The following is a 10,983-nucleotide window of genomic DNA, read 5'->3' as shown; positions in this document are numbered from 1 at the left end:
AATGATAGGAATTATTCGCTACGGCGCAGGCAACATATTCTCCTTAACAGCTGCTTTAGACAGGCTGGGCATTGCCTATGGCATGGTGCATACCGAGGCTGATCTGGAAGGGTTTGACCGCTATATTATTCCCGGCGTTGGCCATGCGGGTGCGGCTATGCAAAAATTGCAGGGAACCGGATTGATACCGGCTATTAAGGCTTTAAAAAAACCTACTTTAGGTATATGCGTGGGCATGCAATTAATGACCGCCTACAGCGAAGAAGGTGATGCCGACCTGGTGAACATCTTTCCGATCAAGACATTAAAATTTGCCTCTGATGCTGATTTTAAAGTACCACATACCGGTTGGAACCAGGTATTTGCTAAAAAAGATAATCCGCTTTTTCGTGATATTCCAAACGGTTCGCACTTTTATTACGTACATTCATACTTTATTGAGTACAATCCATTATATACTTTGGCCTCAACAAATTACATCAATAATTTTTCGGCATCAATTTGGCATAACAACTTTTATGGCGTCCAATTTCATCCCGAAAAATCTGGCACCTATGGTGAAACACTATTAAAAAACTTTTCAAACATTTGAAATCATGTATATAATTCCGGCTATCGATATTCTGAATAAAAAAGTAGTCCGCCTGCGAGAAGGTGATTACTCACAAGTAACAGAATACGATGTTACCTTAGAAGAGATGATTGAGCGTTACCAAAGCAACGGCACCAATCTCATCCATATAATAGACCTAAATGGTGCTAAAAACGACTTCAGCAACCAGCAATACCTGTTTGATGTGATCAAAAAAACTGATATGCAGGTACAGTATGGCGGTGGTATCCGCAGTATTGATAAGGTAAAAGAACTGATAGACGCCGGGGTATCACGCGTTATTGTAGGCACACAAGCCATCACTAATCCGACTTTTCTGGAAGATCTTAGCAAAGAGATCTGCGGCAAAGATAAATGCAGCGACCAGGTAATTGTAGCTATTGATGTCTTAGACGAGGTGATCAAATATTCCGGCTGGATGGAAAGCTCGCCCATTAAACTAATGGATTATGTGGATAAATGCCTTCGTTTAGGTTTCTTCCGTTTCCTTTGTACCGATATTGGTAAAGATGGTAAACTGGGCGGTGCCGGCATCGAGCTGTATAGCAAACTATTAGATCATTCGCCCTTTATTAAACTGATCGCATCTGGTGGTGTAAGTTCAATGAAAGATATCGAAGAGCTAAGTAAGATCAAGGTTGAGTCATGCGTTGTTGGTAAGGCTATCTACGAAGATCATATAAGCATCGAAGAGATCAAAAACTGGAATCTGGACGCGCTGATATCGATTTAACCACAACAATTTAAAAACATCATGTCATTGCGAGGAGCGACTTGGCAATCTCGTCGCTACAATAGCCAAGCAGTTGAGAAGATTGCCGCGCTACCGCTTGCAATGATATAGAATACGACCCATGCTTTCTAAACGCATTATCCCCTGTCTCGATGTTAAGGACGGTCGCACCGTGAAAGGTGTGAACTTTGTTGACCTGCGTGATGCCGGCGACCCGGTTGAATTGGCTTGGAACTATTCGCAACAAGGTGCCGATGAATTGGTTTTTCTGGACATCACGGCTACCGTAGAGCGCCGCAAAACCATGGTGGAGCTGGTAAAAGCAGTTGCCAGGCAAATCAACATTCCGTTCACTATTGGCGGCGGTATCAACGAGATAGCCGATGCAGATGCGTTGCTAAATGCTGGAGCAGATAAAATTTCCATCAATTCAGCTGCTGTACGTAACCCGGCTTTGATCGATGAATTGGCTAAGGCCTTCGGCGTTCAGTTTGTGATAGTGGCAGTAGATACGCGCGTGCTTGATGGTAAAAATATCGTACACCTAAACGGCGGCAGATTACCTACTGAAAAGGAAACGTTAGACTGGATACTGGAAGCAGAAAGCCGTGGCGCTGGAGAAATCTTGTTGACCTCTATGGACCATGACGGCACCAAAGGCGGCTTTGATAATGGTCTACTTAAACATGTGAATGATGCAGTGAATATCCCGGTTATCGCTTCGGGGGGCGCGGGATCCGTTGAGCATTTTGTGGATGTATTTCATAAAACCAATGTAGATGCTGCCCTCGCAGCCTCAGTATTTCACTACGGCGAAATACTGATACCAGACCTGAAAACGATACTGAAAGAAAATAATATTGAGGTAAGGGTGTGACGCCCCACCCAAACCCTCCCCGAAAGGGAGGGCTTTTGAATAACAAATAAATAATAAAAGTCTCACCTTTTGGGAGAGATTTAGAGGGGGCTTATGAACATCGACTTTAACAAAACCGACGGCCTGGTGCCGGTAATTATACAGGACGAGCAAACGCTTGAAGTGCTCATGCTGGGCTACATGAACCAAGAAGCGTATGATAAAACTGTACAGGAGAATGTGGTTACCTTCTTCTCTCGCAGCAAACAGCGCCTGTGGACCAAAGGCGAAACCAGCCAGAACTTCCTGCATGTTAAAAGCATGCACATTGATTGCGATAACGATACCCTGCTGATAAAAGTTAAAGCCGATGGCCCTACCTGCCACACCGGTTCACGCAGTTGTTTCCAAACGGAGTATAACCAAAACTTTATTAATGAGTTAGAGAACATCATTGCCGACCGTTACGAAAACCCGGTAGAAGGCTCGTACGTGAACAAGCTCCGCAACAAAGGCCTAAAAAAGATTACCCAAAAAGTAGGCGAAGAAGGCGTTGAGGTGGTAATAGCTGCCCTGCACGAAACTGAGGTGGAACTGATAGATGAATCAAGCGATCTTGTTTTTCACCTGTTGGTATTGCTGCGCGAAAAAGGCTTAAGTTTGCAGCAAATAGCTAAAAATTTGGAGGAAAGACATAAGTAGCAGTTTTGAGTTGGCAGTTAATAGTTAGCAGTGTGCAGAAGCTCCCTGCAAACCGCAAACTGATATGCTGCAAACTGAGAACTGGTCACTGCAAACTGACAAAAATGCACGTAATAAAAACAGCAGACCTAACCGGCCACAGTAACCCGATATTCAGCCTGGAGCTTTCTCAGAAGCCGGGCATCTTGTTTACAGGCGGCAACGATAAAGGACTGGTGGAATGGAACCTGGCAGATAATTCATTTATCAAAGTGATGTTCCCGGTGCCTACGTCGATATACGCTATCCATTGCCCGGCAGGCTATCCGCTGATGTTTGCCGGTCTGCGCAGCGGCGAGGTGCTGGTGTTTAACTTCATCGAGCAAAAGATCACCCACCGTTTACGCAAACACGTTAAGCCAATATTTGATATTAAATCATCGCCGAAGAAAGATGAGTTGCTTGTTGCATCAGAAGATGGCACTGTTACCGTTTGGAGCTTAACGTCGCTGGAGCTTTTGCATGCCATAAACGTATCGCACGATACGGTCCGATGTATCGCTATCGATCCAGCCGAAGAGCGTGTGGCCTTTGGCTGCCGCGATAACCGAATCAGGATTTTTGACCTGAACGATTATAGCTTTATTACAAATTTAGAGGGTCATACTATAGCCGTATTCTCATTACAATACTCGCCGGATGGGCAATATCTTATGTCTGGCGCGCGGGATGCACAGTTAAAAATCTGGGATGCAAAAACCTACTCGCTGGTGAAAAACATCCCGGCACATATGTTTGCCATCAACCACATCCTCTTCCACCCTACGCGGTCGTATTTTGCTACGGCGAGCATGGACAAAAGCATCAAGATTTGGGGTGCTGACGATTTTAAATTGTATAAGATCATCAGCCGCGAGAAAGGTTATCCTGCCCATGTACTATCCATTAATAAACTGGCATGGGACGGTGACCATCTGCTATCTGTAAGCGACGATAAAACCGTCATGATATGGGACATCACTTTCTAAAAATAGCGCCTTATCGTACGCAGTTTATGCGTATATCTTTTTAGTTCTTCAGAATAGATACCCTGAGAGTCTATTTTTTCAATTTTTACCTTGCCAGAGGCGTGGATGATCTCTCCCCCGCCCAGAACAATACCCACGTGGGTGATACGTCCTTCGGCATTATCAAAGAACGCAAGGTCGCCAAAGCGTGAGGTAAGTAATGATTCCACTTCCCTGCCCTCTAAAGCTTGCTGCCAGGCATCACGTTTCAATTGCAGGCCTTTTAACCTGAATACCGCCTGTGTAAATCCGGAGCAGTCTACACCCCAATGCGTTCGGCCGCCCCATAAATAAGGCGAGTTTAAGAAAGACATGGCGATGTTGCGCAAATTATCCGTCTCGCCTATCTCTCCTATTATTTCATACCGTTGGTTACCTATATAACTGGTGGTACCTTCTAAAAAAACAAGCGAACTACCGGCCGGCAGATATATAACAGTGTTGTCGATGATCTTCCAGGCCTGCGTTACGGCACGGTAGGTTAGCGGCGGGGGTGATTGCTGCAACCTTTTATAGGCTAAATGCCCTAAATTGGTTACATGCAACCTATCAATCCAACCGCTGTATTGGTCAATAGCAGTTGTTATTTGCACCCATTTCTCTTTCCATTCCACAATCTCGAAAGCCTCACCAAAAAGTATTTGGGAAACCATTTCACTTCGGTCACTGGGCTCGGCACGTAGAGGGATTACAGCAAGGTTACAGATTCCGTATTCCATATTCAATTAGTAGCAATACTATCGTAAAATAGAAAAAAAAGTTGTAGCAACAAAAAAGGGGAACGCTTAAATGCATTCCCCTTTGCTATATCGTTTTAAAAATGATTAACCGTTTGCGTGCAACCAGTCTTTCTTTGCGTGCAGTTCTTCCTCAGTTTCGCGTACATCCTCATCATCTACACAGCAATCAACCGGGCAAACCGCAGCGCACTGTGGTTCATCATGAAAACCAACACACTCAGTACACTTATCAGGTACGATGTAATAAATATCGTCAGACAAAGCAGCTTGTGCCTCTTCAGCATTTAAAGTATTACCATCGCCAAAATCAATTACACCCTTTAGTGATGTACCATCGCTGAAGCGCCATGCAGCACCAGCGTCGTATATTGCATTATTTGGGCACTCGGGTTCACAAGCTCCGCAGTTAATACATTCGTCGGTGATTATAATCGCCATATATTTAAAAATTCTTAAGTACTTAGTTTAACTTTGCCCCAATTTTTGGGCTTGCAAATATAACAAAAAAAGCGTTTAAGGGTTTAGCTCCTTACAATATATATGTCAAATTTTAATATAGCCGACACCGTAAATACATTTTCTGAACTCGGCAAACTTTTGGTCGTACCGGATGCTGAACTGAGCCAGATCATAGAAACCGAACGTAATTACAACGCCTGGTTTACTCCGGAAAGCGTGCGTAGTGCAGTAACAGCTGTAGGCGAAATGCTAAATCCCACAGATCTTGAAGAATGGCTTGGTCGATATCCTAATGCTGCACGCGGTAACAAAAAAGTGGGGCTTGTATTGGCCGGCAATATACCTATGGTTGGTTTCCATGATGTATTGTGCGCTTTGGTTACCGGTAATTATGCACTGATAAAGGCATCATCACAAGATGCGCGTTTGATAAGATATGTATTAAATAAGTTAATAGAGATCGATCCGGCCTATGCAGGGCAGTTTAGTTTTGTAGAACGGCTGGAAGGTTTTGATGCCATTATTGCTACCGGCAGCAATAATACCTCGCGCTATTTTGAATATTATTTTGGCAAGGTGCCCAACATTATCCGCAAGAACCGAAATAGCATTGCTTTGCTAACCGGCACCGAGAGCATCGAAGAGTTGAGCACATTGGGCCATGATATTTTCGATTATTTTGGCTTAGGTTGCCGGAACGTGTCTAAACTGCTGGTACCTGAAGGTTACAACTTTAACAAGTTTTTTGAATCGATAGAGCATTTTGCGCCTATAATTCATCACCATAAATACAATAATAATTACGACTACAATAAATCCATTTACCTGGTAAACCGTGATGAGCACTTGGATAACGGCTTCCTGATGGTAAAACGCGACGAAAAGCTAACATCCCCCCTATCGGTTGTTTTTTTTGAAACCTATACAAGTCTGCAAGAAGCGGAAGACATGCTATTACAACAAAGTGATAGCCTGCAATGCATTGTTACCGATGCCAAGTTAAGAGTACCCAACCAGGTGGTAACGTTTGGTGAAAGCCAACGCCCCAAACTATGGGATTATGCAGATGGCGTTGATACAATGGATTTCTTGTCTAATCTTTAAATTTGCAATACCTTTGGATTGTTAGGCAAAAGGCGAAAGCCAAAAGGTAAAAGGTGCTTTAACCCTACCTTTTACCCTTAACCTTTAAATAATGTATATCATAAAAGTAAAAGGCGTTGCCAAAATACCCGACTACGTGCAGCTAAGGGACGATAAGTTTACCTTACTGGCTTACTTTAGGGTAGACAGGCCGGAGAAATCGTTAGACAAAATTGGCCTTAGCGAACATTATGATTACATCATGAACGTTGTTAAAGAACTACCATTCGGTAAAATATTAAAATTAGATCTGTAAAATATCATGATCGGAAATTCCATTATAAAACTTAATAACATAGATATATTTCAGCAAAAGCACCTGGTGCTTAGCAATGTTAACCTGCATATTGATAAAGGCGACTTTGTTTGGCTTATTGGGCAAACGGGTTCCGGTAAAAGCAGTTTGCTAAAGGTTATCTATGGCGACCTAAGCGTTGCAACTGGTACCGGCCATGCGTGTGGTTATGAATTGAGCAAGCTGGCCACTAAAGACATTCCTTTCCTGCGTCGCAAGTTGGGCATCGTTTTTCAGGATTTTCAATTATTAACAGATCGCTCGGTTGAGCAAAACCTGCAATTTGTGATGCGTGCAACCGGCTGGACTGAAAAAGCGCAGATCGCTGAACGTATTTTAGATGTGTTAGAGAAAGTTGGTCTTCGCTCTAAACTAAAAAAGATGCCGCATGAGCTATCAGGTGGCGAACAGCAAAGGGTAGTTATTGCAAGAGCTTTGTTAAACAACCCCGAGATCATATTGGCCGATGAACCTACGGGTAACCTTGACCCTGATACTTCAGAGGAAATTGTGTTATTGCTTAAACAAATTAGCCAAAGCGGTACTGCTGTTGTTGTTGCCACACATGATTATCACATCATCCGCACATTCCCGTCGCGTATTATTAAATGCGAAAATGGTAAAGTGTTAGAGGATGTGCAGATAGCTTAGTTCAGTTATTAGAGATTAGTCTAATCAAATCATTGATTCCTGAAGAATACCTGTCACTGTCATGTAAGCAGATAATGACTGATAACAAGTCACAACTCCTTACAAATCGCTGTCACAGTGTCTGTTTTTGCCCTATGGCAGGATACTTGATTGGCACTACTTGCTATGAATTTTAACGATATGTTGAAGAAAAAAAATAAAGAAAATTCAGAAACGCCTGACAATAATGCTGAAATAACGGCAGAAAACGGCCAAGAGCAATCAACCGACGCGGAGGCAACACCTGCCGCTGAAGAAAAGTTGAAAGAAGAGCTTAGTCAGGCTAATGATAAATATTTAAGATTATACGCCGAGTTTGACAACTTTAGGCGCCGCACCATTAAAGAGCGTGAAGATGCCCGTAAAACAGAAGGCAAGGATGTTATTGTTGCCCTACTGCCGGTATTAGACGATTTTGAACGTGCACTGCGCGCTATGGACAAAGCAACCGAAGTAGCATCTGTGAAAGAGGGTGTTGAGTTGATCCAGAACAAGCTAAAAGGCATACTCACTCAAAAAGGCTTAAAAGAAATGAGATCAATAGGCCAGCCTTTTGATGCCGATATACACGAAGCTGTTACCAGCGTACCGGTACCTGACGATCAAAAAGGGCAGGTAATTGATGAAATGGAAAAAGGCTACGAGCTCAACGATAAAGTTATACGCTTCGCTAAAGTTATTGTTGGAGCGTAAGTATAAATGTTGATTTAATGAATTACTGAATTAGTGATTCATTTCCTATTTAAATTTAACAGATTAACAGAGTTGATAATGATTGGGATTACTCAATAATTCATTAATTCAAAAACTCACTAATTAAAATGGCTAAAAGAGATTATTACGATGTGCTTGGTGTGAGCCGGGGTGCAGATGCCGACGAGATTAAAAAGGCATATCGTAAGATGGCTATTAAATATCACCCTGATAAAAACCAGGGAGATAAGGACGCTGAAGAGAAATTTAAAGAGGCTGCCGAAGCTTACGAGGTTTTAAGTAACGCTGAGAAACGCCAACGTTACAACCAATTTGGCCATGCGGCTAATGCCGGTTCTGCCAGCGGTGGTGGTTACGGCGGTGGCAGCATGAATATGGACGACATATTCAGCCAGTTTGGTGATATTTTCGGTGGCGGCAGTCCGTTTGATGGCTTCTTTGGCGGCGGTGGTCGGCAGGGTGGCGGCAGGCGTGTTGCACGCGGTAGCAACCTGCGCATTAAAGTGCGTTTGACGCTTGAGGAAATTGCCAATGGTACCGAAAAGAAAATAAAAGTAAACAAACAAATACTTTGTAAAACCTGCGACGGTACCGGTGCTAAGGATAAATCATCTTTCCAAACTTGTAAAACCTGTGGCGGGCAAGGTTCGGTACGCCGGGTAACCAATACCATCCTGGGCCAGATGCAAACTACCAGCACCTGCCCTACCTGTAACGGCGAAGGCTCTACCATTACTTCAAAATGTAATGTTTGCCATGGCGACGGCGTTGTGCGTGGCGAAGAAACGATTACTATCAATGTTCCTGCAGGTGTTAGCGAAGGTATGCAGTTGAGCATGAGCGGCAAAGGTAACGCAGCTCCTCGCGGCGGCGTTCCGGGCGACTTGATCATCCTGATAGAGGAAGTTCCGCATGAGACTTTAAAACGCGACGGTAACAACGTGATCTATGATTTGCATATCAGTTTCGTAGATGCGGCATTGGGTACCAGCATTGAGGTGCCTACCATTGATGGTAAAGCCAAAATAAAAATAGACCCGGGCACACAGGGCGGCAAGATATTGCGCCTTAAAGGTAAAGGCGTACCCGAAGTAAATTCATACCATCGCGGCGACCAATTGATCCACATAAACATCTGGACACCAAAAGCCTTGAGTCGTGAAGAACGTGAGGCGTTAGAGAAACTGCAAAGCTCACCAAACTTTAAACCCAACCCGGGCAAAAACGAGAAAAGTTTCTTTGAACGGATGAAGGAATATTTTGAGTAAGACGTAATTTTTTAGATAAAAAGCCCGATGTTAATTAATATCGAGCTTTTTATTTAACTCACAAAAAAGCCGCTGTACATACAGCGGCTTTTCGTTTTTAAATATTGTGTTATTGATTAAAATACAAATCGGAAACCTAAACCGAACCTTGCGGCGGTGAAATCTGAGTTGTCACCAACGTAGAAAGCCGGGCGCCAGTCAAAAGACAGGTCAAGCGGTGCACCGCGTAATTTGTAATCTAAACCAGCCATAGGGCGAATGTAGAAATCAGTGTTACCATGGCCAAATCCTAATTGGGGACCAATACCTAAATACCAGTCTAAGCCACCTGAGTTACGTATCCTGCCTTGATATTGATAGTAGGCAGCAAGGTACGTTCTGTCGCCACCAAAGGTAAGCTCCGCTTGTCCATAATCGTTACGGGTAAATGCGTGCCTCAAGGCAGGGCCAACTAAAGTAGCACCGTCACCAAAATCAACGGTTAAACCGGCTGAAGTTGAACCGCGCTGTGCATACGCGCTGTTACCAAAATAAAGGAAAGCTACTGCAAATAATAAGAATAGTTTTCATAAAGTAATAGATTGATTAAAAAATATAGATAGAATTTAAAGTATACAAATTAACTTACATTATTTAATACATAGCATTTGGCGCAAATATGTACATTATCGATAAAAAATATTGCATCTAATTGAAAAATATTTCGCTATAACCAATATTAAATACTAATCACCTTTACTCCAAAATCAACTATTTAAACAAAACAGGTGTAACAATGTTTCCGCGAGTTTGTCTAAATTTCGCAAAAACCCACACTCATGTTAAGCATACGCAACATTGTTAAAGAATACGCGGGCCACCGCGCGCTAAACGATGTAAGCCTTGAAATTGAAAGCGGAAAGATATTTGGTTTACTTGGCCCTAACGGCGCGGGTAAAACGTCACTCATCCGTATTATCAATCAAATAACCGCTCCTGATTCCGGAGAGGTGTATTTTAACGGCGAACGTCTTAATCAATCTCACATCGAACGTATTGGGTACCTGCCCGAAGAACGTGGCCTGTACAAGAAAATGGAGATAGGTGAACAAATGATCTATCTCGCACGTCTTAAAGGACTTACTCGCGCGGAGGCAACTGCCAGGTTAAAATTCTGGTTTGAGAAACTGGGTATGGAAACCTGGTGGAAGAAAAAGATTGAAGAACTATCTAAAGGTATGCAGCAGAAGGCCCAATTTGTTGCTACGGTATTGCACAAGCCCGATCTGATCATCCTTGATGAACCTTTTAGCGGTTTTGACCCCGTAAATGCCGATCTGATAAAGAATGAAATTTTGGAATTGAATAAGCAAGGGGCTACCATCCTATTCTCCACCCACCGCATGGAGTCTGTTGAGGAACTATGCGATTCAATTGCACTCATTAATAAATCGCATAAGATACTTGATGGGCGGGTTAAGCATATCCGCAATTCTTATAAGAACGAAACTTACCTGCTTAGGTATACCGGAAGCAAAATCACCTTTGATGGGGCTCAGCCTTTCAGCATCGTGTCTGAAACAGAGGGTGAGGACGACAGCCACATCATAAAAATGAAACTTAATGGCAGCACCGCCAATGATGTGTTACAATACCTGTTGCCTAAAACCCGCATCAACATGCTGCAGGAGGTGATACCTACCATGAACGAAATTTTTATCGAAAAAGTAAACTTAACCGCCTGA

Annotated in this window: 14 protein-coding genes; 11 read left to right on the top strand and 3 right to left on the bottom strand. The window is 43.1% G+C overall.

What is annotated here, in order from left to right:
- Window position 1: 1 nt before the first annotated feature.
- From hisH to INP83_RS10245, 5 genes are all read left to right on the top strand, one after another.
- Complete coding sequence (gene hisH / locus INP83_RS10265; RefSeq protein WP_219127350.1) at window positions 2–592, top strand: imidazole glycerol phosphate synthase subunit HisH; 591 nt, start codon at window positions 2–4, stop codon at window positions 590–592.
- 4 nt (window positions 593–596) lie between these two features.
- The gene (locus INP83_RS10260; RefSeq protein WP_146271683.1) at window positions 597–1,346 is read left to right on the top strand and encodes a HisA/HisF-related TIM barrel protein; all 750 of its coding nucleotides are present in this window, start codon (window positions 597–599) and stop codon (window positions 1,344–1,346) included.
- 121 nt (window positions 1,347–1,467) lie between these two features.
- Window positions 1,468–2,223 carry an imidazole glycerol phosphate synthase subunit HisF gene (gene hisF, locus INP83_RS10255; RefSeq protein ID WP_219127348.1) on the top strand — a complete coding sequence of 252 codons (756 nt, stop codon included), beginning with the start codon at window positions 1,468–1,470 and terminating at the stop codon, window positions 2,221–2,223.
- 93 nt (window positions 2,224–2,316) lie between these two features.
- A complete protein-coding gene (hisIE, locus tag INP83_RS10250) occupies window positions 2,317–2,904 on the top strand; it encodes a bifunctional phosphoribosyl-AMP cyclohydrolase/phosphoribosyl-ATP diphosphatase HisIE (RefSeq protein ID WP_146271679.1) in 588 nt (195 codons plus the stop codon).
- A gap of 104 nt (window positions 2,905–3,008) precedes the next feature.
- The gene (locus tag INP83_RS10245) at window positions 3,009–3,911 is read left to right on the top strand and encodes a WD40 repeat domain-containing protein (RefSeq protein WP_219127347.1); all 903 of its coding nucleotides are present in this window, start codon (window positions 3,009–3,011) and stop codon (window positions 3,909–3,911) included.
- Here INP83_RS10245 and INP83_RS10240 read toward each other — a convergent pair.
- Together INP83_RS10240 and INP83_RS10235 are read right to left on the bottom strand one after the other, a co-directional pair.
- A complete protein-coding gene (locus INP83_RS10240; protein WP_219127346.1) occupies window positions 3,908–4,669 on the bottom strand; it encodes a C40 family peptidase in 762 nt (253 codons plus the stop codon). The genes INP83_RS10245 and INP83_RS10240 overlap by 4 nt on opposite strands.
- 105 nt (window positions 4,670–4,774) lie before the next feature.
- Entirely contained in the window at window positions 4,775–5,128 is a 354-nt protein-coding gene (locus tag INP83_RS10235; RefSeq protein WP_146271673.1) for a 4Fe-4S dicluster domain-containing protein, read from the bottom strand.
- Window positions 5,129–5,230: 102 nt separating this feature from the next.
- On the opposite strand from INP83_RS10235, the gene INP83_RS10230 reads away from it, so the two are divergent.
- The 5 genes from INP83_RS10230 (at window position 5,231) to dnaJ (ending at window position 9,259) form a co-directional block, all read left to right on the top strand.
- Complete coding sequence (locus INP83_RS10230) at window positions 5,231–6,253, top strand: acyl-CoA reductase (RefSeq protein WP_219127345.1); 1,023 nt, start codon at window positions 5,231–5,233, stop codon at window positions 6,251–6,253.
- Window positions 6,254–6,344: 91 nt separating this feature from the next.
- The gene (locus INP83_RS10225; RefSeq protein WP_146271669.1) at window positions 6,345–6,548 is read left to right on the top strand and encodes a fructose-6-phosphate aldolase; all 204 of its coding nucleotides are present in this window, start codon (window positions 6,345–6,347) and stop codon (window positions 6,546–6,548) included.
- Between the two features lie 6 nt (window positions 6,549–6,554).
- Window positions 6,555–7,238: a cell division ATP-binding protein FtsE gene (locus INP83_RS10220; protein WP_146271667.1), complete on the top strand. Its 684-nt coding sequence runs from the start codon at window positions 6,555–6,557 to the stop codon at window positions 7,236–7,238.
- Window positions 7,239–7,418: 180 nt separating this feature from the next.
- Window positions 7,419–7,970 carry a nucleotide exchange factor GrpE gene (gene grpE / locus INP83_RS10215; protein WP_146271665.1) on the top strand — a complete coding sequence of 184 codons (552 nt, stop codon included), beginning with the start codon at window positions 7,419–7,421 and terminating at the stop codon, window positions 7,968–7,970.
- 128 nt (window positions 7,971–8,098) lie between these two features.
- The gene (gene dnaJ, locus INP83_RS10210; protein ID WP_219127343.1) at window positions 8,099–9,259 is read left to right on the top strand and encodes a molecular chaperone DnaJ; all 1,161 of its coding nucleotides are present in this window, start codon (window positions 8,099–8,101) and stop codon (window positions 9,257–9,259) included.
- A gap of 116 nt (window positions 9,260–9,375) precedes the next feature.
- Here dnaJ and INP83_RS10205 read toward each other — a convergent pair whose 3' ends face one another.
- Window positions 9,376–9,699 carry a hypothetical protein gene (locus INP83_RS10205; protein ID WP_219127342.1) on the bottom strand — a complete coding sequence of 108 codons (324 nt, stop codon included), beginning with the start codon at window positions 9,697–9,699 and terminating at the stop codon, window positions 9,376–9,378.
- 378 nt (window positions 9,700–10,077) lie between these two features.
- Here INP83_RS10205 and INP83_RS10200 point away from each other — a divergent pair, with 378 nt between their 5' ends.
- Window positions 10,078–10,983: an ABC transporter ATP-binding protein gene (locus INP83_RS10200; RefSeq protein ID WP_219127341.1), complete on the top strand. Its 906-nt coding sequence runs from the start codon at window positions 10,078–10,080 to the stop codon at window positions 10,981–10,983.

The organism is Mucilaginibacter sp. 21P, assembly GCF_019331605.1.
Taxonomy (GTDB): domain Bacteria; phylum Bacteroidota; class Bacteroidia; order Sphingobacteriales; family Sphingobacteriaceae; genus Mucilaginibacter; species Mucilaginibacter achroorhodeus.
The sequence above is the reverse complement of the archived record's forward strand: the minus strand, read 5'-3'. Positions and strand labels throughout refer to the sequence as shown.

Excerpts from the sequence above, each read along its gene's own strand:
- hisH (WP_219127350.1), top strand. The coding sequence starts at position 2 with ATGATAGGAATTATTCGCTACGGCGCAGGCAACATATTCTCCTTAACA.
- INP83_RS10260 (WP_146271683.1), top strand. The coding sequence starts at position 597 with ATGTATATAATTCCGGCTATCGATATTCTGAATAAAAAAGTAGTCCGC.
- hisF (WP_219127348.1), top strand. The coding sequence starts at position 1,468 with ATGCTTTCTAAACGCATTATCCCCTGTCTCGATGTTAAGGACGGTCGC.
- hisIE (WP_146271679.1), top strand. The coding sequence starts at position 2,317 with ATGAACATCGACTTTAACAAAACCGACGGCCTGGTGCCGGTAATTATA.
- INP83_RS10245 (WP_219127347.1), top strand. The coding sequence starts at position 3,009 with ATGCACGTAATAAAAACAGCAGACCTAACCGGCCACAGTAACCCGATA.
- INP83_RS10240 (WP_219127346.1), bottom strand. The coding sequence starts at position 4,669 with ATGGAATACGGAATCTGTAACCTTGCTGTAATCCCTCTACGTGCCGAG.
- INP83_RS10235 (WP_146271673.1), bottom strand. The coding sequence starts at position 5,128 with ATGGCGATTATAATCACCGACGAATGTATTAACTGCGGAGCTTGTGAA.
- INP83_RS10230 (WP_219127345.1), top strand. The coding sequence starts at position 5,231 with ATGTCAAATTTTAATATAGCCGACACCGTAAATACATTTTCTGAACTC.
- INP83_RS10225 (WP_146271669.1), top strand. The coding sequence starts at position 6,345 with ATGTATATCATAAAAGTAAAAGGCGTTGCCAAAATACCCGACTACGTG.
- INP83_RS10220 (WP_146271667.1), top strand. The coding sequence starts at position 6,555 with ATGATCGGAAATTCCATTATAAAACTTAATAACATAGATATATTTCAG.
- grpE (WP_146271665.1), top strand. The coding sequence starts at position 7,419 with ATGTTGAAGAAAAAAAATAAAGAAAATTCAGAAACGCCTGACAATAAT.
- dnaJ (WP_219127343.1), top strand. The coding sequence starts at position 8,099 with ATGGCTAAAAGAGATTATTACGATGTGCTTGGTGTGAGCCGGGGTGCA.
- INP83_RS10200 (WP_219127341.1), top strand. The coding sequence starts at position 10,078 with ATGTTAAGCATACGCAACATTGTTAAAGAATACGCGGGCCACCGCGCG.